This window comes from Pedococcus sp. P2_E2, assembly GCF_056403955.1.
Genome location: NZ_JBFUEM010000002.1, coordinates 40,195 through 60,901, shown reverse-complemented (window position 1 = coordinate 60,901; position 20,707 = coordinate 40,195). Strand labels below are relative to the sequence as shown.

The following is a 20,707-nucleotide window of genomic DNA, read 5'->3' as shown; positions in this document are numbered from 1 at the left end:
ACTGTCGATGCTCCCCCACCCCGAGTTCGCCGCGATGCTGCTGGCCGACGGACGCCTCCCTGTCGGCGCTCACACCCAGTCCTCCGGGCTCGAGCCCGCACTCCTCGGCGGCCTCGAGCCGCGCGACGTCCCCGGACTCATCTCCACCAGGCTGCGCACCGTCGTGCTCGTCGACGCGGCGACGGCCGTCGTGGCGCGCCACCACACCCTGGCCGGCCTGCCCCTCGACGACGTCCAGCTCGCCTGGGCCGCCCGCACCCCCAGCGAGGTGACGCGGGCCGCCTCGGTCTCCGTGGGCCGCGGACAACGCCGCCTGGCGCAGCGGCTCTGGCCCGGCACCGCGACCGCCTCCGCCCTGGCGACGATGCCTGCCCCCGCGCGACCTGTGGCCGTGGGCTCGATGGCTGCCGCCGCGGGCCTGGACGGCGCCCGGACGGCCCGGCTGGTCGCCTACGACGACGTGCAGTCGCTCTGCGCGGCCGCCCTCAAGCTCTGCCCGCTCGACCCCGTCGAGACGACGGAGTGGCTGCTGCACGCAGGGCCCGAGATCGAGGAGGTCGTCGGCGCGGTCGCGCACCTCACCGAGCCGGACGGCATACCCGCGCCGTCAGCGCCGCTCCTGGAGCAGTGGCAGCACGCCCACCCCACCCACCCACGGAGGCTGTTCAGTGCCTGACACCACGCGCTCGTTCCGACTGGGCGTCGCCGGGCCGGTCGGCACCGGCAAGTCCTCGCTCATCGCCATGGTCTGCCGCGAGCTCGGCTCAGAGCTCGAGCTGGGCGTCGTCACCAACGACATCTACACCGACGAGGACGCCCGGATGCTGCGCGCCGCCGGAGTCCTCGACCCCGACCGGATCCGCGCCGTCGAGACCGGCGCGTGCCCCCACACCGCGATCCGGGACGACGTGACGGCCAACCTCCTCGCCGTGGAGGACCTCGAAGCCGACTTCGCCCCGCTGGACCTCGTCCTGGTCGAGTCCGGCGGGGACAACCTCACGGCGACGTTCTCGCCCGCCCTGGTCGACGCCCAGATCTTCGTGCTCGACGTTGCCGGCGGCGGCGACGTCGTCCGCAAGGGCGGTCCCGGCATCTCGCGGGCCGACCTGCTCGTGGTCAACAAGACCGACCTGGCGCCGCACGTCGGAGTCGACGCCGACCTGATGCAGCGCGAGGGCCGGGACGCCCGCGACGGACGCCCCGTCATCGGCCTGTCCCGCACGGACGCGGCATCGGTGGCCGAGCTGCGCGCCTGGGTGCTGGCCATGCTCGCGTCCCACCGCGGCGGCCGCCATGTCCCCGTCGACCCCGGCCCCATGGCGCCCCACAGCCACCTCGAACAGGTGCACGGCGACGACGCCCACGCCCACCCCCACGACGGCGGTGAGGGTGTCCACGCACACTGAGGTCAACACCGCCAGGGTCGAGCTCTGGCCGGGTCAGGAGCGCAGCCGGCTGGTGCTGGCCGCCGGCCTGCTGACCCCCCGCGTCGTCCGGCACGACGCGTCCGGCGCCGAGGTCGCCCTCATCGCCACCACCGCCACCCTCCTCGGCGGCGACGCCCTGCGCCTCTGCGTCGACGTGGGCCCCGGCCTGCGGCTCGACCTGCGCGACGTCGCCGGCACCGTGGCCTACCACGGTCGTGGCCTGGGCTGCGTCATCGACGTCTCCCTGCGAGTCCACGCGGGAGGCACGCTCACCTGGGCCTGCCAACCGCTGGTCGTGGCGGATGGTGCCGAGGTCACGCGTAGCCTGCACGTGGACGTCGCCGAGGGAGGCCGGCTCCTGCTGCACGACCAGGTTTCACTGGGACGCAGCGGCCAGGAGGGTGGTCGCCTCGACTGCCACACCACCATGACGTATGCCGGCCGGCCGGCCCTCGTGGAGCACCTCGAGGTGCGAGCGGGGCTGGGCACCGGGGCGCTCGGCACAGCGCGGGTGGTCGACTCGGTGACCGCGATCGGGTGGCGACCCGAGACCCCGCCCGGCCACGCGGCATACCGGCTGCACGAACCGGGAGCGGTGAGCAGGCAGCTGCTGACCCAGGCGCACGACTCGACCCTGGCGGCCCTGTGGGCCGACTGGAACCGCCAGCTCTGACGCCCCGGCAGCTGCCGGCCGCCAATAACGACATGCCCGGGTGTCCGAAATGCGGGTTGCCCGCATGCGGCGACGGCGGCAGTCATACCATGGAAGAACGTCCGCAGGAGGAGCGCGACGCGCAAGAAACAGCAGATGAACAGGTGGCGGAAACACGTAGTGACGCAGACACAGTCGAGCAGCAAGTCGGTCAAGCGCCTCGATCGGGTCGTGATCCGGTTTGCGGGTGACTCGGGCGACGGCATGCAGCTCACGGGGGACCGCTTCACATCGGAGACCGCCGCGCTGGGCAACGACCTGTCCACCCTCCCCAACTTCCCGGCGGAGATCAGGGCGCCCCAGGGCACCCTTCCCGGCGTCTCCAGCTTCCAGCTGCACTTCGCCGACCACGACGTGCTCACCCCCGGCGACGCCCCTGACGTGCTCGTCGCCATGAACCCCGCGGCGCTCAAGGCCAACCTGCGCGACCTGCCCCGCGGCGCGACGATCATCGCCAACACCGACGAGTTCTCCAAGCGCAACCTCGCCAAGGTGGGTTACGCGGCCAACCCCCTCGAGGACGGCAGCCTCGAGTCCTGGCACGTGCACCCCGTGGCCCTGACGTCGATCACCGTGGAGGCCCTCGCGGCGTTCGAGACCCTGTCCCGCAAGGACAAGGAGCGCGCCAAGAACATGTTCGCGCTCGGGCTGCTGTCGTGGATGTACCACCGCCCGACCACCGGCACCGAGTCGTTCCTGGAGAAGAAGTTCGGCTCCAAGCCCGACATCCTGGCCGCCAACCTCGCTGCCCTGAGGGCCGGTCTGAACTATGGCGAGACCACCGAGGACTTCGTGGTGTCCTACGAGATCGCGCCGGCCAAGATGGCTCCCGGCACCTACCGCAACATCACCGGCAACGCCGCCCTCGCGCTCGGGCTGGTGACCGCCGCTCACCGCGCCGGCATCCCGCTCGTGCTCGGGTCCTACCCCATCACCCCCGCCTCCGACATCCTGCACACCCTGTCGGGGCTCAAGCGCTACGGTGTGACGACCCTGCAGGCCGAGGACGAGATCGCCGGCATCGGAGCCGCCCTCGGCGCCTCGTTCGGCGGCGCCATCGGCGTCACCACGACCTCGGGACCCGGCGTCGCCCTCAAGTCCGAGACCATTGGGCTGGGCGTCTCGCTCGAGCTCCCCCTCGTCATCGTCGACGTGCAGCGCGGCGGCCCCTCGACGGGTCTGCCGACCAAGACCGAGCAGTCCGACCTGCTTCAGGCGATGTTCGGCCGCAACGGCGAGTCGCCGGTGCCGATCATCGCCCCGAAGTCGCCGGCGGACTGCTTCGACGCAGCCGTCGAGGCGGTGCGCATCGCGACGGCCTACCGCACCCCGGTCTTCCTGCTGTCCGACGGCTACCTCGCCAACGGTTCCGAGCCGTGGTCGATCCCCTCGGTGGCCGAGCTCCCCGACCTGACCGTCGAGTTCGCCACGGAGCCCAACGACACCGACGACTCGGGTCAGCCGGTCTTCCACCCGTTCCTGCGCGACGAGGCGACCCTCGCCCGGCCGTGGGCGGTCCCCGGCACTCCCGGTCTCGAGCACCGCATCGGGGGCATCGAGAAGGCCAACATCACCGGCAACATCTCCTACGACCCCGACAACCACGACCTGATGACCCGGCTGCGGGCCGCCAAGGTCGAACGCATCGCCGACACCATCGGCGACCTCGAGGTCGACGACCCGAGCGGCGCGGCACGGGTGCTCGTCCTCGGCTGGGGCTCGACCTACGGCCCGATCGCCGCTGCGGCCCGCAACGTCCGCAACTCCGGCACCGACGTCGCCACCGCCCACCTGCGGCACCTCAACCCGTTCCCGGCCAACACCGGCGAGGTGCTGCGGCGCTATGACAAGGTCCTTGTCCCCGAGATGAACATGGGCCAGCTCGCCCTGCTGCTGCGCGCCAAGTTCCTCGTCGACGTGCACTCCTTCACCCAGGTGCGTGGCCTGCCGTTCACCACCGTCGAGCTCGCCGACGCCATCGTGTCGCTCGCCGCCGGCGACGATCACCCAGCCCCCGACGCGGTGGCTGTCAAGGGAGGTCACGCATGACCACCGAACTCGGTATGCCGTCCATCGGCGTCCGCAGCGGCACCGCCGGGGTGCCGCGCCTCGCCGACGACGACCCCAAGCAGACGAAGAAGGAGTTCACCTCCGACCAGGAGGTGCGCTGGTGCCCGGGCTGCGGCGACTACGCGATCCTCGCCGCCGTGCAGGGCTTCCTGCCCGAGCTCGGCCTCAAGCGCGAGAACACCGTGTTCGTCTCCGGGATCGGCTGCTCGTCACGCTTCCCCTACTACCTCGACACCTACGGCCTGCACTCGATCCACGGCCGCGCCCCCGCGATCGCCACCGGGCTCGCGACGAGCCGTCCGGACCTGTCGGTGTGGGTCGTGACCGGCGACGGCGACGCCCTGTCGATCGGTGGCAACCACCTCATCCACGCGCTGCGCCGCAACGTCAACCTCACGATCCTGTTGTTCAACAACCAGATCTATGGACTGACCAAGGGGCAGTACTCGCCCACCTCCGAGGTCGGCAAGATCACCAAGTCCACCCCGATGGGTTCGGTCGACCACCCCTTCAACCCGGTGTCACTGGCCCTGGGAGCCGAGGCCAGCTTCGTCGCCCGGACGACCGACACGGACCGCAAGCACCTCACCGGGATCCTGCGCGCGGCAGCCGAGCACCGCGGCACCTCCCTCGTCGAGATCTACCAGAACTGCCCGATCTTCAACGACGGCGCGTTCGACCTGATCAAGGACCGCTCCGAGCAGGAGGCCCGCATCGTCCACCTGGTCGACGGCGAGCCCGTGGCCCTCGGACCCGAGGACGACCGGCAGGTGCTGGTCCGCGGCGAGGGCGGCGCGATGGAGTTCGTGCCGCGGGCGGAGTCCTCGGGCCGTGACGTGGTCGTGCACGACGCCGGCGCGGCCGACCCCACCCAGGCTTTCGCGCTCTCGCGGCTCGACTCCCCCCAGATGACGCACGTCCCGATGGGCATCTTCCGCAGCGTCAACCGGCCGACCTACGACGACCTCGTCCGGGCTCAGGTGGACGCCGCGATCGACACCGCGGGCGGCCGCCCCACCGACGCCGACATCGACCAGCTCATCCACGGCCGAGACACCTGGACCGTGGCGTGATGACCCGGCCGGTTCAACCGGCAGTCGAGTGGGCGCGACACGCTGGCGAATCGGCTGCGGCGCCAGCGTGTCGCGCTCTCTCGACTTCTCCCTGCCCTGCCACCGCCTGAGGTGCCGCGGGACGACGAACAGCGCGGCGCGGCATACGGCCTGCTCGCCTATGCCATCTGGGGGATCTTCCCGCTCTACTTCGCGGCGCTGAAACCAGCCGGCGCCTGGGAGATCCTGTCGCACCGCATCCTGTGGACGCTGCTGCTCTGCGCCCTGGTCCTGGTCGTGCGCCGCGACCTCGGCTGGACCCGGCAGCTGTGGCAGCGACCTCGGCTGGGTCTTGGCGTCACGGCGGCCGCGCTGCTCATCGCCGCGAACTGGGTGATCTACGTGGCGGCGGTGCTGGGCGGCAGGACGACCGAGGCCGCGCTGGGCTACTTCCTCAACCCGATCGTCACGGTGGCGCTGGGCGTCGTCGTCCTGCGCGAACGGCTGCGCCCCCTGCAGTGGGTGGCCGTCGCCATCGGGGCGATCGCCGGCATCTACCTGAGCATCGCCGCGGGCGCGGTTCCGGTCGTCGCCGTCAGCCTCGCGATGTCGTTCGGGCTCTATGGCTTGGTGAAGAAGAAGGTCGGCGCGTCCCTGGAGGCCATGCACTCCCTCGCCGCCGAGACGGCGGTGCTCGGACCAGTCGCCGTGGTGATGCTGGTGGTGCTCACTGCCCGGGGAGACACCACCTTCACGACCGACGGCGGCTGGCACACCACGCTGCTCGTCGCGGCCGGTGTCGCGACGGCCACGCCGCTGCTGCTCTTCGCCGCCGCCGCACGCCGGGTGCCCTTGGTCACGATCGGGCTGCTGCAGTTCATCACGCCGGTGCTCCAGCTCCTCTGCGGGGTGCTGCTCCTCGACGAGCACATGTCCGGCACCCGCTGGATCGGCTTCGGCATCGTCTGGATTGCGTTGGCAGTGCTGAGTTTTGACTCGCTGCGCAACCTCCCGGGCCGCGGTCGCCCGGACGTCGAGGCCATCCTTCCCTGAGCGCCCCCTGACGAGGAGTCGACCTCGCGAGCGAGGGGTCCTCAGTCGGTGAAGACGTCGGCAAGGCCACCAGCCCACGCCTGAGCCCGCGCATAGACGGGGACGACGTCGATCGGCACTGCTCGGTCGACGACCTGGCCGCCGCTGACCGCCCCACCCGTCCACACGTCGACCCAGTCACCCTCGGGGAGGTAGGTCGCCCAGGAGTCGTGCCCGGGCTCGGTCACGGGGTTGACCAACAGGTCGGCCCCGAGCATCCACTGGCGCGGGTGCTGCCAGACGTACGAGTCGTCAGGGTGGTCGAAGAACAGCGGGCGCATCAGCGGCCGGTCCGTCGCGACCGTCACTGCGGCCTGCGCCGCGAGGTAGGAGACCAGGCGTTCCCGGAGCTTGGCGAAACGGCGGAAGACCGGCACGACGCGCTCGTCACCGGTCACGTCGGCGACGTGCCAGGGAGTGCGGTCGCGCAGCGGGAGCTGGTGGTGGTTGAACTCGGAGTGGTACTGCATGATCGGCATGAACGTCGACGCGCCCGCTGCCCGCAGGTAGAGCTCGGCATCGGGCACCGGTCCGGAGAAGCCTGCGAGGTCCCAGCCCCAGTAGACGATCCCGCACGATGCGGCCGTGAGCCCTGCGGTGATGGAGTTGCCGAAGGCCTCCCACGTCGAATCCTCGTCGCCCGCCCAGAACACGCCGTGCGCCTGCGATCCGGTGAACCCGCTGCGCGAGAACGTCACCGGCGCCTTGCCGTGCTTGCGCAGGAGGTCGCCGAAAGCCTTGGCGTAGTGCACCGGATACAGGTTGTTGCCCTCGTCGCCCCGGCGCCCGTCGGCGTACTCGAGGTCGTGGCCCCAGGCGTGCTCGCCGCCATCGGTCTTGAACCCGTCGATCCCCAGTCCCTCGACGAGGTAGTCCCGCTTCGCGGTCCACCAGTCGCGGGTGCGCTGGGTCGACAGGTCCGGCATCAGCGACTGGGGGAACCACCAGCCCCGGTTGAGGTATGCCGTGCCGTCGGCTTCGCGGACCGCGTGCCCGCCGTCGACCATCGCGACCCCCTCCGCGAGCACCTGCTCGTGCAGGCCCTCCTCGGAGCGCGCCGTCTTGAGCAGGGGGATCTGCCAGAGCAGCACCTTGACGTCCCGGCTGTGGAGCTCGTCCACCATCGCCTTGGGATCCGACCACGCACCACCCTCCGGGTAGGTGAAATCCGTTGCTGCGAAGGGTGTCCCGTCGGGACGAACGTCGTACGTCGCATCGCGGGGGATCATGATCCCCTCCTCGTCGCTCCACGCCTCGATCACCACGGCACCGACCGGGATGTCGAGCTCGCGATGCGTGTCCATCCGCGCCATGACGAGCTCCTGGGTGTTCCACTCGTTGCCTGAGGCCCAGAGCCGGAAGACCCAGTCGGGGAGCTCCTCGGCTCGGCCCGCCTCGTCCAGGAAGGCCGACAGCACCTCGGTCGGCGCCCCGTCATAGGTGGCCAGGTCGACCTGGGCCACGGGGCCGCCCCCCACCTCGACCTCGACGCGCAGCTCGTCCGGCGCACTGGCCCCGACGTCGTACCAGGAGCGACGGGTGGTGCGGAGGTGGAAGCCCCATCCCCCGCCATCCGTCCCGACCACGTGCGCGAAGGGCATGGGCAGGTAGGTGCGCCCATGAGCACCCTGCGATTTGTACTGCTCGAAGACGACGGCGTCGAGGCGACGGCCCTGCTGGTCGAGGTGGTCGAACCGCTCGCCGAACCCGACGACGTGGTCGCCTGGGGCCAGCGCCAGGGCGAACCTGGCCCGATGCACGCCGGTGGTCGTGACCAGCCACTCGACCGAGTCGGCCACCAGTCGCGTGCCGCCGCCCGAGAACCTCGCCTCGAGCCCATCGGGAAGCGTGCGGGTCCAGTGGGCCGGCCGCACCTCGAACCAGTCAGTGGCAACGGCTTCGTCACCCACCGCCGTGAAGCGGTAGGTGTAGCCCGCGTCGTCGTCGACGGTCGGGCTCTGGACCGCCCACCCGCCGTCGCCTCCCAGCGACGCGGCCTGGGCTTCGGCCAGGTGTCCCTCGCCGCCCGCAAGCGCCGCAGCCGAGGCTGCATCAGCGCGGCGCGGGGTCAGCGGCAGACTGGTGACGTGACCGGTCGCGTCCCGCCACTCACAGGTGACGCTGACGATGCGGGGATCGGCGACGACGCCGAGGAGCACGCTCTGGCCGGCCTCCGGAAGCACAGGGATGCGCTGGTCGAGCGTGGTTGCGTAGGGGTGCTCGATGCCGTGGGGTCGGTGCGTGAGCAGCGGATCTGAGCTTGTCACGGGTGAAGTCCTTCGAGGAGGCCGAGCTCGTCGGCGAGGATCAGGTACATGCCGTGGGACCACAGCAGCGGGGTCGCGACCGGGCCCCAGCGGTCGAGCCACTCCTGGCGAGCGTCCGGGTGCCGCAGGTCCTCAGGGACCTGCTCGGGGAAATCGCCCTCGGCGGTGGCGTGGCCGGCGATCCACCGCAGGTGATGCCAGGCGCCGGCGAGGTCTCCGGCGCTGGCCTTGTTCCAGCCGAGCAGGGCACTGAGCAGGAGCCACTGCCCGCCGCCGTAGAAGACGTCGTCGCGGAACCGGTGGACGCCACCGTCGACGTCGAGGTCGGTCCCGACTGCCGCGATGGTCGCGACAGCGATCGGGTCGTCGACTGCGACGACCCCGAACGGCACGATGCAGGCCGGCAGCGACCCGTCGACCGCGGCCGAGCCGAGCCACTTCGACAGCTGGCCGTCGACGACGCCCTCGCCCAGGATGAGGGCCCGTGCCTGCGCGGCCGTTTCGCGCGCCGCCACGGCGCGGTCCGGGTCGAGGACGTCCGAGTCGGCGATCGCAACGAGGCCGCCGTGGATGGCTCCCAAGGTCGAGGTGTGTCGGTGCTCGACGTGCTCCTCCCACCAGTCGTAGCAGGGGAGGCCCCAGAACGCAGCGGTGAAGTCGAGGGCGACCTCGATGCCGGGGAGCCACCGACCCAGGTCGCGCCCGTGCCGCTGAGCGTGCGTGACCACCGACCAGAGCCACATGCCGTAGCCGTCGGTCTGGAAGTCCCACCAGGGGTCCGACCCGTCCTTGCCCGCGAAGGTGAACCGCGTGGGCAGCATCCGGTCCAGCGGGACTGCGGCGCCGGAGGCCTTGAGCGCGAGCAGGTCGTCCACCTGGCCACGACGGCCGGCGAGCACCCGGCATACCCAGTCGTGGAACGCCTCGGCGGAGGCGACGTCGCCGAAGCGCGAGATTCCTTCGGCCGTAAAGGATCCGTCACGCAACCACGCATAGCCGCGATAGGCGGAGAAGGTCGGCGATGCCGGATAGGCGCCGCCCTCGTCCTGGTGCGCCGTGATGACGGCGTGGCTGTGGCGTGCCAGGTCCTGCAGGCGAGTGCGCTCACCGGGCGCCGGGAGCGCAGCGGTGTCGTGGAGAAGAGTCATGGGTCTCTCGTGGTCGAGGGGCTGCCGGGACCTCGTAGGGGGCCGAGGCCCCGGCAGCGACGGACGGGCTACTTGAGCAGCGCGTCGACGGCCTTCTGGGCGTCGGCCAGCGCCGCAGACACGTCCTTGCGCCCGGCAGCGGCCGCGGTGAGCTCCTTGTTGACCGCGTCCTGCATCTCCTGCTGCCGCTCGATGACGGGCGGGAGCGCGGTGGCCTCGAGCGAGTCGAAGACCGCCTTGCGGTTGGCCGGCTTGCCTGCATCGAGGTAGCTCGACAGCTTGGCCTGGTCGGCGACCGGCGGCAGCTCCCAGCTGGTCGCGAGACGTGCGGAGACCATGTCGTCGGACGACGTCAGGAAGGTGACCCACTTCTGCGCCGCGGCCTGGTTCTTGCTCTTGGCCGAGACGACCGCCCCGTTGGTGAACATCGCGGAGGCCTTGGTGGTGTTGCCCGGCTCGACCGCGATGTCCCAGGCGAACTTGGCATCGGCCATGCCGGAGAACATCCAGATCCCCGAGTGCCACATGGCCAGCTTGCCGTCMTTGAACAACTTCGAGTCGAAGTCGGGCGTGCCGGCGCCCTGGGCCTCGGTCGGCATCGTGGTGCCCGACTTGGCGACCAGGAAGGTCGCGGCCTGCTTGCCGGCGTCGGAGTTGAAGGTCGCGGCCTTCTTGTCAGCAGAGAGGAACTCGCCACCGGACTGCGCCAGCGCCTTGTAGAACTCGAAGAAGGACACCGGCTGGTAGTCGCCCCAGACACCCTTGGCCTTGTTGGTCAGCTTCTTGGCCGCGGCCTGCTCGTCAGCCCAGGTCCACGACGACGTGGGCTCGGCAACCCCGGCCGCCTTGAAGAGGTCCTTGTTGTAGAACAGGACGACGTTGGAGAACGACTCCGGCAACCCGTACTGCTTGCCGTCCGCGCTGAACGCGTCGAGCAGGGACTTCTTGTACGCCGCGCCCTTGACGCCCTTGAGCTCCGCGAGCGAGCCGTTGGAGGAGTACGTCACGAAGTTCTCGTAGTTGAGCTCGAAGGCGTCGCCCGCCGTCCCGCCCGCCACGGCGGTCTGAAGCTTGGTGAAGTAGGCGTCGTAGGGGGTGGTCTCGATCTGCACGGTGATGTCGGGGTTGGCCTTCTCGAAGGCTGCCTTGATCGCGTCGAGGTCCTTCTCGTGTCCGCCGTTGGCGGAGAAGTTCATGTAGCGGATGGTGGTCTTTCCACCGGACGCCGCGGCGTCGACCGACTTGGTGGCCGACCCCTGCGCGCAGGCGCCGAGCGCCAGCACCAGACCGGCAGCGATGACAGGCGCGACGCTGCGCCTGGCGATGTTCCTCATGGTGTTTCCTTTCGGGCCTGCCGCGTTCCGGGTGGCGCGCGGTCGGGACTGCTTGGGGGTGCGGGTGACTACTTGATGCCGGTGTGCGCGACGCCGGCGATGATGTGCCGCTGGGCCAGGAGATAGACCACGGCGATGGGGAGGATGGAGAAGACCGAGCCAGCCATGACGACGTCCCACTGCGTCGTGAACTGGCCCTGCAGGGTCGCCAGCCCGAGCGGCAGGGTCATGAACTCGGGAGAGCGGATGACGACCAGGGGCCACAGGAAGCTGTTCCAGCTGCCCATGAAGGCGAACACCGCGACCGTTGCCAGAGCGGGTCGGATGAGCGGCAGGATGATCGTGACGAAGATGCGCAGGTGTCCGGCACCGTCGATCGTGGCTGCCTCGTCGAGCTCACGCGGCACGGACTCCACTGCCTGCCGCAGCAGGAAGACCCCGAACGCCGAGGCGATCGACGGCGCGAGCAGCGCCATGTAGGTGTCCTGCAGGTTGAGCGACTTCATCTCGATGAACAGCGGCACGACCAGGACCTGCATCGGCACCATCAGCGTGGCGAGGTACAGCGCGAAGACGACGCCCTTGCCGCGGAACTTGAGCCGCGCGAAGCCATAGGCCGCCATCGACCCGGTCACGAGCTGCAGCAGCGTCGACACCACCGCGACCCACAGCGAGTTGGCGACGATGCGCCACATCGGCAGGGCGTCCAGGAGCGTCCGGTATGCCGCCAGCGTCGGGTTCTCGACGAACAGCTTGGGCCCACCGGCGAGACTTCCCGCCGGCGTGATCGAGGTGACGACGGTCCACAGGAACGGGAAGAGCATGACGACCGCGCCGGCCAGCACCGCGGCATACCGAAGGACGGTCCAGGCCGACAGCGGTCGGCGCGGTCGCGATGGCGGGGTGACCTGGGTGGCAGGCGGGGCCAACGGCGTCAGCGTGTCAGGCATAGTTCACCCACCGGCGCTGGCCGCGGATCTGGACCACGGTGATGAGCAGGATGACCGCGAACAGGATCCACGAGAGCGCGCTCGCCTCGCCGGCCCGGCCATAGCGGAAGGTGAGGTCGTAGACCTGGCCGACGACGACCTGGCTCGACCCGGACGGGCCCCCGCCCGTCATGACGTAGACCTGGTCGAAGACCTGGAAACCGTTGATCAGCGAGATGACCACGACGAAGAACGTCGACGGGGACAGCAACGGCAGGGTGATCCGCCAGAAGCGCTGCCACGAGTTGGCGCCGTCCGCCCAGGCCGCCTCGAGGACGTCCTGGGGGATCGCCTGCAGCCCGGCCAGCATGATGACCATGACGAAGCCCAGGTCCTTCCACGCCGAGGAGAGGATGACGGCGGGCAGCGCCCAGTTCGGGTCGGTCCACCACCCGGGCTGCGGCGCGCCGACGGCTCCGAGCAGCGTGTTGACCAGGCCGTTGGTGGGGTTGAGCAGCCACTTCCAGACCAGCGCCACGACCACCCAGCTCGTCACGACGGGCAGGAAGTAGGCCGCGCGGAAGAACGACCGTCCCGCGAGCTTCTGGTTGAGCGCGAGGGCGAGCGCCAGTCCGCCGGTGAACACCAGCGGCAGGTAGCCGGCGCAGTAGATCAACGTGTGCAGGAAGACGCTGCGCGTGCCGGGGTCGGTCAGCAGGCCGCGGTAGTTGTCGAGGCCCACCCAGCGCATCGGGGAGATGAGGTTCCACTCGTGCAGGCTGACCCAGATCGAGGAGGCCATCGGGGTCGCGGTGAACAGGACGAGGGGGATGGCGCTCGGCGCGAGGAAGAACACGACCCAGCCCAGGTTGCGCCACCGGGCCCGGCCGGTCACGAGACACCGCCCACGGCAGCCGTCTGCATGCGCTCGCGCACCAGCTCGCCCTGCGCCCCGGCCGTCTCGGCGTCGAATGGTGCTGCGAGGACGAGCGATGCGGCGCCGACCGCCCACTGGTCCTCGGTCCAGGACTCGACGGCACAACGGATTCCGCGACGAGTCGGCATCAGGCAGGCGCGGAAGGAGTCCTCGAAACCGTTCTCCCAGAACTCCCACTCGGTCATGCCCTCGCCCATGAGGAGGACCAACTCGGGATCGAGGACGTTCACGACGCCGGCGAGCGCGCTGCCGAGCATCCGGCCCGCCTCGCGATAGACGGCAAGGGCATCGGCGTTGCCTCCGCGGGCCTCGCGGACGAGGTCCTTGATGGTGTCACCGGCGTGGATCACACGACGCTCCGTGGCAGCGGCGACCAGCCCGGACTCGCCGATGTGCGCCTCGAGGCAGCCGGTGTTTCCGCAGCCGCACACGGGGCCGTCGACGGTCACGGGGATGTGGCCGATCTCGCCGGCTCCACCGTGGGCCCCCCGGCTGACCGATCCCTGCTGGACGATGCCGAGCCCGACCCCGAAACCGATCGTCACGACGAGGTAGGACTCGTGTGAGCGCCCGATCCCGTAGACGCTCTCCGCCGCCGCGAGCGTGTTCACGTCGTTGTCCACGAGGACGGGCACTCCGAGCGCCTCCCGCAGTCGAGGACCCACCGGCGCCCGGTCCCATCCGAGCGTGGGGGCGTCGACGATGCCCGATGCCTGGGAGTCGACCGCGCCGGGCAACCCGACGCCGACCCCGAGCAGTCGACCCTCGTGCTGCGCCACTGCCTCGCGCAGGATGTCCGCCAAGGCGTCCAGCGCGGCCGGTCGGGCGGCGTCGAACGGCACCGCCCTGGAGGAACGCACCGTGCCGTCGAGGTCGATGGACACGAGCGCGACGTGGTTCGGGGTGACCTTGGCGCCGATGGCACCGCCGGCACTGCGCACCAGTCCCAGGAGCGTGGCCGGACGACCGCCCTGGCTCGGCACCGACTCGAGCTCGGTCACGAGCTCGCGGGCGAGGAGCTCCTTGATCGTCTGGGTCACGGTCGCCGGGCTGACCCCCAGCACTCGGGCGATGTCGGCACGGGACGAGGGACCACGGGTGCCGAGGAGGCCGAGGACGGCGGCACGCACGAGGTTGCCACGTGCGGCAACTGGTCCGGTCGGAGACATCTTTGGCTCACCCTTTGTTTGATACTAAATTTAGGGTGAACCTAAGTCGCGATCACGCTGCTGTCAACCCCCTCGACGAAATTGCCGCAGGGGCGCAGGGTCAGCTCGGCACGTGGTGGCCGGTGCCGCCGTCGATCAGCTCGCGCAGGATGTCGGCGTGACCGGCATGGCGGACGGTGTCCTCGATCATGTGCACGAGCACCCAGCGCAGGCTCACCGTCCGACCGGTGTAGGCCGTGCCGGTGTGGTCGAGCGACAGCTCGTGGATCGCGGCGTCTGCGGCTGCCCAGGCCCGTCGGTAGAAGGCCACGATCTCCTCGGTGGCCTCGCCCTCAGCCGCCCGCATGTCGGCCTCGGGGTCGTCGGAGATGTCCGTGAGCGGCTCGGCGGCGCGCCCGAACGTCTCGCAGAACCAGCCGTACTCGGCGTTGGCGAGGTGCTTGACCAGCCCCACGAGGTTGGTGCCGCTGGGCACCATGGGTCGGCGGATGTCCTGGTCCGACAGGCCCTCCAGCTTCCACACCATCACGTCGCGGTGGCTCTGCAGCGCAGCGAGCAGGACGGCCTTCTCGTCGGCGACGAACGGAGAGGTCTCGGCGGAATCTGGCGTCATCACCCGAGGCTAGCGACGGTTGGTGTCACCCGAGCCGGCGACGGCTGCTGTCGCCCGAGCCGAGCCAGGCGATCGCAGACAGGACCCGACGGTTGGCGAACTGGTCGTCCGGCAGCTGCAGCTTGGCGAAGACGTGCTGGGCGTGCACCTCGACGGTGCGCTCACTGATGTCGAGTCGTCGGGCGATGCCAGCGTTGGTCATGCCCTCGGCAATCAGGCCGAGGACCTCGCGCTCACGATCCGTGAGCCCGCTCGGCCCTTGGTCCGGCCCGCCCGGCAACAGGTCGGCGACGATCGAGGGGTCGACGACGCACTCGCCGGCGGCGATGCGCCTCAGCGCGTCGACCAGGGTGCTCGCCTCGAGCACCCGGTCCTTGAGGAGGTAGCCCACCCCGCCGGACGCACCCTCGAGCAGGGGTAGGACGAACTCCACCTCGACGTGCTGGGACAGGACGAGCACCCCCGTCGAGGGGTACAGCGAACGGATCGTGGCAGCGGCCCGAAGTCCCTCGTCGGTGAACGTCGGGGGCAACCGGATGTCGAGCAGGGCCACGTCCGGCCGGTCCACCGCCACGACGGCCATCAGGCCCTCGAGGTCACCCACCTCGGCCACCACGTCGACGCCCGCACGCTCGAGGGTGCGCACGATCCCCTCGCGTGTCAGCAGCTGGTCCTCGACGACTACGACGCGCACGGCAGCACCACGGTCAGCACCCCGTCAGCACGGCCGACCCGTCCACCGAGCGCCTCCACCATGTCGGGGAGCACCCCGGCGAGGTCCGGGGGACCCCCCGCGACGCGCAGGGTCATCGCCGTGGCACCAACCCGCGCTTCGCTCGCCAGCTCCACGGCCCCTGCGAAAGTCACCTCGACCTCCACGGTGACCCCGCCGGGATCCCCCCGTGAGACCGAGTCGGACACCACGGCATACGCGGCACGCTCGACTGGCGCTGGGAGGCGTCCGTGGGGCAGCCCCTCGGGCACTGTGCCGACCACGAGCGGCACGGCCGACCGGCGGGCCAGGCTGCGCAGCGCGGGGCCCAGCCCGCTGGTGGCCAGCAGCGGGGGGTACAGCCCGTGCGACAGCTCGCGCAGGTCCTCCAGTGCCTGCTTGGCCTGACCCAGGCAGCTCTCGAGGACTGGTCGTTCGGGATGCCCGGGCGGCAGGTCCGCGAGCGCGCCGCGCAGATCGAGGCCGAGGGCGAGGAGCTGTTGCTGGACCCCGTCGTGAAGGTCCCGCTCGAGGCGGCGGCGCTCGCGGTCGCCCAGCTCGACCACCAGCGAGCGGGACCTCGACACCCGGCGGACGCGCGCTGCCAGCGCCGCGGACAGCCGCTCGTTGTCCAGGGTGAGCCGAGCAGGCACGTCGAGTGCGTGCTCGAGATCGGGGAGGGCATCGCGCGAACCCTGTTCGACGGCTGCGGTGACCGCGCCGGCCCAGCGCAACCGCGTCGCCCCCGGGGTCGGCGGGCGCCGGGCCACCCCCGCCGGCGTGACCCAGCCACCCTCGTCGGGCACCCAGTAGGACACCTCGACGTCGTCGTCGCCCCACGCCTCGCGAAGGACGTCCGCAAAGGGGCGCCCTGAGCGAAGGGTGTCCACGAGGCGCCTCAGCCGCCGCTGGGCGATCGCGCCGCGATAGTCCTCCACGGCGACCACGCCGGTGGCTGCCACGAGGGCAATGGCGCCCCCGACCTCGGCGCTACCGAGGGCGGCAACCAGGCCCGCGGCTACGAGGCCGGCTCCCGCCGACGATCCCCTCTGCCACCTCCTGGCCCACGCTCCCGTCCATGCTCCGGCCCGTCCCCCGGCCCACCTTCCGGCCCACCTTCCTGCCAGGTCTGGTCTCGCGGCGTGGACCCCCAGGGCAACGACCCCCAGCACCGGACCGACGGCCGACAACCATTCCGCCACGACCGGGTGTGGTGCGAGGACGACTCCGCTGGGACGGCAGTCGACACAGCCCAGCTGCAGGAAGGGGTCGTAGACGAGCGCGCGCACGGGTCCAGCGAGCAGGGCCCCCGACAGGGCGACCCACGCGCCCCGCCGCGGCACGAGCACGGCAGTCGCCCCCAACAGCCCCGCCATCGGGCCCAGGGCGATGCCGAGGTCACGCGCCCGCAGGGCCGTCGTGGGGTCGTCGACCGCCGAAAACGCAACGAGGGCAACGCCACCCACGACGAGGACGGCATACCGGCGCCGCTGTCGTCCGACCACGAGGCCGAGGGCGCCGGCCACCACGACGGCCACGCCCAGTCCCACGGTCATCGCGAAGTCAGCCATCAGCCACGTCCGGCGAGGGCTGGCCACGGTCGACCAGCCGAGCGGTTGGACCCGTGGTCGATGGCGCTACGGGGTGACACGGTGCATCCCTCCGGCGAAGAACGCCTGGTCGAGCGCGACGTCGTAGAACCTCTCGGCCAGCCACGTGAACGACACGACGTCTCCGTCACGGTGGTAGGTGCCGGCCATCAAGCCGTAGCACTCGGTGTTGCCGTCGACCCCGAAGTGCAGGGTCACCTTGTCACCCGCGGTGACGAACACGGCGGTGCAGTCGGCGCCATGGGGCTGGTCGACGGCCACCTGGCCGTTGCGGACCACGAAGGTCCACACCCCGGCGTTGCTGACGGCTTCGGCGTCCGAAACCCCAGCGGCCCGGAGGACCGCGATGTCGGCGTCGACCCGCCAGGTGCCGTCTAACAACGTCTGAGACCCTTGCGGCGCAAGGGAGTAGACGTCGGTGCCAGCAGCATGGAGGTTGTCGCAGGTGGCTCCCACCGGTGCGGGTTCCGATCCTCGGAGGGCCACGATCCGGTCCACCAGCTTCGCGACCGTGGCGTCCCGACGGGCCGCCGCGACGACGGGCGCGAGCGCGGCACCGAAAGCCTCGAGCTCGGTCGGCGTGAGCTGCACGGACGCCGCCGAGGGTGTGTTGCACCAGCGCTGCAGGCCACGCGCCTCGGTGTCCCGTCGCGCCACCCCAGCACGTATGCCGTCGCGCACGACTGCGCCTAGCCTTCGCCGTTGCTCGGCGGAGAGGGCGGCGTGCGCGCTACGACGCATGACCACGACGTCGAACTTGGTGTAGAGCGTGAGGTTCGAGGTGAGCACGGCGGGGAGGGTCACTGCTCCCACCTGTTGCAGCGACGTCTCGATCCCCGTCACCGCGCGCTTCTCCACCTTCCGGGTCCGGACCTCACCCACGCTGTGGTCGGTCCTGGCGCCCAGGGTCGTGACCATGGCCTCGACCCCGGGGCCGACGCGGGTGTTCACGACCCCCCCGCGGTAGTCGGCCGGAGTGCGGAACGCCTTGGCGCCGTGCGTGAACGGATGCCGCGCGCCACCCGGCACCAGCGCGAGCCCGACGAGCCCGATGCGGTCAAGGTCGGCCATCAGGGCCGCGGCGACCGGATCCGCGGCGACGCGAGCCGCGTGTTCCGGGGCCTCGACGAGCAGCGGGAGCTGGAGCGGTGTCAGTGACGCAACCCCGGCCCCGACGAGACGGTCGGCCCGGATCACGCTGATGTCCGCCCGCCCCGCCCGGAGGGCGGCCAGCGTGCCGCCTTCCTCGTCCTCTGACTGGGCGGCCGAGGGAAGCTGCGTCCCCGCGCCCAGGACCACCGACGAGCCGGCGGAGGCCCGGACCAGCTCCTCGAGCACGTCGGCGCCGATCCCGCCGGGTCCGTTGCCGTACATGGTCCGCAGCAGGACCGGGTCGGCATCGCGCCCGCTGCGGGCGGGCGGACCCGCGCACGCCGACAGCACCAGGGCAAGGCACAGACCCAGCAGTGCGACGACTCCTGACTGCGCGCGGCGCGTTGCGCGCGCCTGCGCGTCACGGTCCGATCGCCGGTCGTGCGACGTCGGACCCGATCCGTTCGACGTGACGGGGAGCCGGAGCTCGAGCTCCGAGCCGCCGCTCGCTCCGGACCGCGCGGTGAGGGTTCCCCCCAGGGCGGTCGCGCGCTCCACCAGGCCGCCCAGCCCGTGACCGCCCACGTCGACCCCACCCGGCCCGTCGTCGCGGACCAGCAACCAGAGCTGGTCACCGCTGAGCCGGGCGCTGATGACGACCGCGGCACCCGGAGCGTGCTTGGTCGCATTGGCCAGTCCCTCGGCGCACGTGAACCAGGCAGCGCGAGCCACCGAGGCCCGCGGCCGCCAGCAATGGGGCAGGTCGCAGGCCAGTCGCGCACCGGTGCCGCTGCGCGCGACGAGTCCGGTCAGCGCGTCCTCCAGGCTTTCCGCACCCACCGGGTCGACACCGCGGGCGACCCGCAGCAGCTCGTCGCGCGCGCCGGCCGCACGCGCAGACAGCCCTGACGGCGCATCGGGGAGCTCGGGTACGGATCGCCCACACCCCTCCAGGGCGGCAACCACCTGGTCCATCCGCGCGACCGGTCCCCGAGCCAGGCTGGCCACGAATCGCTCCCGCTCCGCCTCCGCCGCCCGCACCAACCGCTCCCTCGAGGCGGCGAGCTCGGTGGCCCGGTCCCTGAGCTCGGCCTGCAGCAGGGCGCCACGTCGGGCCAGCCGGAGCACCTCCCGGACCGAGTCGGCGACACCGGGGTCACCGCCGAGTCCGGGGGCGAGGACGGCCACCAGCCGGCCGTCAGGGTCCACCACCTCCTCACCGTCGGCGGGCGGAGTCGTCGGCGAACCACCGGAGTCCACGAAGGCGCCGGCCAACGGAAAGGCCACCTGCACCTGGTCCCACCCCAACGTCCTGGCCAGGGCGTCCTCCAGGCCGTGTGGCGCCTCCCCTTCCTGACCTGGTCGCCACTCCCGCGGCTCCGGACCGGCGGCCACCACGAGCGCTCCGAGCCCCAGCGCTCCCTCGAGCAGGGTGCTTGCCGTTGCCGCTGCGGCACCCCCCACCCCAGCGGTCACCAGACCCGCCAAAGCCAGGGCGCCGGCGACCCCCATGGCGATGGCGGCGGCGCCCCGGAGGGCGTCCTGCCCGGGACGACGCACGAGTGCGCCGTGACGAAGGTCTGTGCCGTGAGGGGGGACTGTGCCGTGAGGGGCTGTGCGCTGACGAAGGGCGAGCAGGACGAAGGCCACCCCCGCCGCGCCGGTGGCCGTGTGCGCCCACCGGCCGTAGCCGAGGGCCGCCACGCAGGCCGGCAGCAGCACCAGTCCCGGCGCCCAGCGCACCCAACGAGAGGGCACGTGCGTGGCGGCAGTCGAGAGCCTCGCGGCGGTCGACAGTCCGAGGAGGGCAGCCGCGACCACGAGGCCTCCGGGCAGGAGGCCGAGGCGCAGGACCGGTCCCTCGAGGGGAGTCGGGAGCAGACCCGCGAGCCCGACGACGACCCACAAGAGACCGGCTGCCAGCAGAAGCCAGGCCACCCGCAGCCGACCACGCCAGGCAGCACCGGCCCCGGCGGCGAGGAGGGCCCACCCGGCGAAACGATCGCCGAACAACGGCTGCGGCGCTTGGGCGACTCCCGGCGCCAGCCATCCCGCCAGGGCGACCACGCCGGCCACACCGCTCGCGACGAGCGGTGCGGTCAGCCCAGCAAGGCCGTGATCGCGTCGCATGCCAGGTCCTGCTTGGCGATGAAGCCCGCCACTGGCGCTGCGACGACCCGGGGATCGGAGGCCGCATCGGCGTCGCTCGAGATGATGATCAGGATTTGGCGGGGGTTGGCCTCGGCCAAGGTGCCCGCGAGCCTCAGACCAGCCTCGGAGTCGGGCAGGTTGAGGTCGAGCAGAACCACCTCGGGGTCCAGCTCCCGGGCCTGTTCCAAGGCCTCTGCGCTGCTGGCGGCGGCCCCGACGACCGTGAACCCCTCACGACTCAGCCACGCACTCGCCGACGCCCGGAACTGGGCGTGGTCGTCGACCAGGAGGACGCGGTGGCCCGTCATGAGCCAACGCTACGCGCGCGGAGACACCCTCACCTCGGGGTTTCCCCTTAGTCGCCTTTGCCCCTTTGCGATCCCGCGGTATGC

At 71.3% G+C, this 20,707-nt stretch carries 17 protein-coding genes; 6 read left to right on the top strand and 11 right to left on the bottom strand.

The window, feature by feature from the left end:
- The first annotated feature begins 7 nt into the window (after window positions 1-7).
- The 6 genes from AC1DWR_RS05825 to rarD all read left to right on the top strand — a co-directional run bounded on the left by AC1DWR_RS05825 (window position 8) and on the right by rarD (window position 6,314).
- Window positions 8-676, top strand: coding sequence for an urease accessory protein UreF (locus tag AC1DWR_RS05825; RefSeq protein WP_477623865.1), 669 nt, complete (start codon window positions 8-10; stop codon window positions 674-676).
- Window positions 669-1,406 (top strand): urease accessory protein UreG, encoded by a 738-nt coding sequence (gene ureG / locus AC1DWR_RS05820; RefSeq protein WP_477623864.1) that lies wholly within the window; start codon window positions 669-671, stop codon window positions 1,404-1,406. The genes AC1DWR_RS05825 and ureG overlap by 8 nt, the downstream gene beginning before the upstream one ends.
- Window positions 1,390-2,100: an urease accessory protein UreD gene (locus tag AC1DWR_RS05815; RefSeq protein WP_477623863.1), complete on the top strand. Its 711-nt coding sequence runs from the start codon at window positions 1,390-1,392 to the stop codon at window positions 2,098-2,100. Before ureG ends, AC1DWR_RS05815 begins: the two co-directional genes overlap by 17 nt.
- A gap of 159 nt (window positions 2,101-2,259) precedes the next feature.
- The gene (locus AC1DWR_RS05810; protein ID WP_477623862.1) at window positions 2,260-4,188 is read left to right on the top strand and encodes a 2-oxoacid:acceptor oxidoreductase subunit alpha; all 1,929 of its coding nucleotides are present in this window, start codon (window positions 2,260-2,262) and stop codon (window positions 4,186-4,188) included.
- On the top strand, window positions 4,185-5,282 hold the full coding sequence (locus AC1DWR_RS05805) for a 2-oxoacid:ferredoxin oxidoreductase subunit beta (RefSeq protein ID WP_477623861.1): 1,098 nt from the start codon (window positions 4,185-4,187) through the stop codon (window positions 5,280-5,282). The genes AC1DWR_RS05810 and AC1DWR_RS05805 overlap by 4 nt, the downstream gene beginning before the upstream one ends.
- 111 nt (window positions 5,283-5,393) lie before the next feature.
- Window positions 5,394-6,314, top strand: coding sequence for an EamA family transporter RarD (rarD, locus tag AC1DWR_RS05800; RefSeq protein WP_477623860.1), 921 nt, complete (start codon window positions 5,394-5,396; stop codon window positions 6,312-6,314).
- Window positions 6,315-6,355: 41 nt separating this feature from the next.
- Here the strand turns inward: rarD and AC1DWR_RS05795 are convergent, their stop codons facing one another.
- The 11 genes from AC1DWR_RS05795 to AC1DWR_RS05745 form a co-directional block, all read right to left on the bottom strand.
- Window positions 6,356-8,620: a glycoside hydrolase family 31 protein gene (locus AC1DWR_RS05795; RefSeq protein ID WP_477623859.1), complete on the bottom strand. Its 2,265-nt coding sequence runs from the start codon at window positions 8,618-8,620 to the stop codon at window positions 6,356-6,358.
- Window positions 8,617-9,768 carry a glycoside hydrolase family 15 protein gene (locus AC1DWR_RS05790; RefSeq protein ID WP_477623858.1) on the bottom strand — a complete coding sequence of 384 codons (1,152 nt, stop codon included), beginning with the start codon at window positions 9,766-9,768 and terminating at the stop codon, window positions 8,617-8,619. The genes AC1DWR_RS05795 and AC1DWR_RS05790 overlap by 4 nt, the downstream gene beginning before the upstream one ends.
- A 68-nt stretch (window positions 9,769-9,836) precedes the next feature.
- Window positions 9,837-11,102: an ABC transporter substrate-binding protein gene (locus AC1DWR_RS05785; protein WP_477623857.1), complete on the bottom strand. Its 1,266-nt coding sequence runs from the start codon at window positions 11,100-11,102 to the stop codon at window positions 9,837-9,839.
- Between the two features lie 68 nt (window positions 11,103-11,170).
- Complete coding sequence (locus tag AC1DWR_RS05780) at window positions 11,171-12,052, bottom strand: carbohydrate ABC transporter permease (RefSeq protein ID WP_477623856.1); 882 nt, start codon at window positions 12,050-12,052, stop codon at window positions 11,171-11,173.
- Window positions 12,045-12,926, bottom strand: a complete 882-nt coding sequence (locus AC1DWR_RS05775) for a carbohydrate ABC transporter permease (RefSeq protein WP_477613697.1) — start codon at window positions 12,924-12,926, stop codon at window positions 12,045-12,047. The genes AC1DWR_RS05780 and AC1DWR_RS05775 overlap by 8 nt, the downstream gene beginning before the upstream one ends.
- Window positions 12,923-14,137 carry an ROK family protein gene (locus AC1DWR_RS05770; protein ID WP_477623855.1) on the bottom strand — a complete coding sequence of 405 codons (1,215 nt, stop codon included), beginning with the start codon at window positions 14,135-14,137 and terminating at the stop codon, window positions 12,923-12,925. Before AC1DWR_RS05770 ends, AC1DWR_RS05775 begins: the two co-directional genes overlap by 4 nt.
- A gap of 100 nt (window positions 14,138-14,237) precedes the next feature.
- Window positions 14,238-14,750: a DinB family protein gene (locus AC1DWR_RS05765; RefSeq protein ID WP_477623854.1), complete on the bottom strand. Its 513-nt coding sequence runs from the start codon at window positions 14,748-14,750 to the stop codon at window positions 14,238-14,240.
- Between the two features lie 25 nt (window positions 14,751-14,775).
- On the bottom strand, window positions 14,776-15,444 hold the full coding sequence (locus AC1DWR_RS05760) for a response regulator transcription factor (protein WP_477623853.1): 669 nt from the start codon (window positions 15,442-15,444) through the stop codon (window positions 14,776-14,778).
- Window positions 15,432-17,033, bottom strand: a complete 1,602-nt coding sequence (locus AC1DWR_RS05755; protein WP_477623852.1) for a histidine kinase — start codon at window positions 17,031-17,033, stop codon at window positions 15,432-15,434. The genes AC1DWR_RS05760 and AC1DWR_RS05755 overlap by 13 nt, the downstream gene beginning before the upstream one ends.
- A 66-nt stretch (window positions 17,034-17,099) precedes the next feature.
- Window positions 17,100-20,294: a hypothetical protein gene (locus AC1DWR_RS05750; protein WP_477623851.1), complete on the bottom strand. Its 3,195-nt coding sequence runs from the start codon at window positions 20,292-20,294 to the stop codon at window positions 17,100-17,102.
- Window positions 20,264-20,623, bottom strand: coding sequence for a response regulator (locus tag AC1DWR_RS05745; protein WP_477623850.1), 360 nt, complete (start codon window positions 20,621-20,623; stop codon window positions 20,264-20,266). The genes AC1DWR_RS05750 and AC1DWR_RS05745 overlap by 31 nt, the downstream gene beginning before the upstream one ends.
- Window positions 20,624-20,707 lie beyond the last annotated feature (84 nt).

Coding starts and splice junctions, on each gene's coding strand:
- AC1DWR_RS05765 (WP_477623854.1), bottom strand. CDS start 14,750: ATGACGCCAGATTCCGCCGAGACCTCTCCGTTCGTCGCCGACGAGAAG.
- AC1DWR_RS05755 (WP_477623852.1), bottom strand. CDS start 17,033: ATGGCTGACTTCGCGATGACCGTGGGACTGGGCGTGGCCGTCGTGGTG.
- AC1DWR_RS05825 (WP_477623865.1), top strand. CDS start 8: ATGCTCCCCCACCCCGAGTTCGCCGCGATGCTGCTGGCCGACGGACGC.
- AC1DWR_RS05770 (WP_477623855.1), bottom strand. CDS start 14,137: ATGTCTCCGACCGGACCAGTTGCCGCACGTGGCAACCTCGTGCGTGCC.
- AC1DWR_RS05745 (WP_477623850.1), bottom strand. CDS start 20,623: ATGACGGGCCACCGCGTCCTCCTGGTCGACGACCACGCCCAGTTCCGG.
- AC1DWR_RS05805 (WP_477623861.1), top strand. CDS start 4,185: ATGACCACCGAACTCGGTATGCCGTCCATCGGCGTCCGCAGCGGCACC.
- AC1DWR_RS05750 (WP_477623851.1), bottom strand. CDS start 20,294: ATGCGACGCGATCACGGCCTTGCTGGGCTGACCGCACCGCTCGTCGCG.
- AC1DWR_RS05790 (WP_477623858.1), bottom strand. CDS start 9,768: ATGACTCTTCTCCACGACACCGCTGCGCTCCCGGCGCCCGGTGAGCGC.
- AC1DWR_RS05780 (WP_477623856.1), bottom strand. CDS start 12,052: ATGCCTGACACGCTGACGCCGTTGGCCCCGCCTGCCACCCAGGTCACC.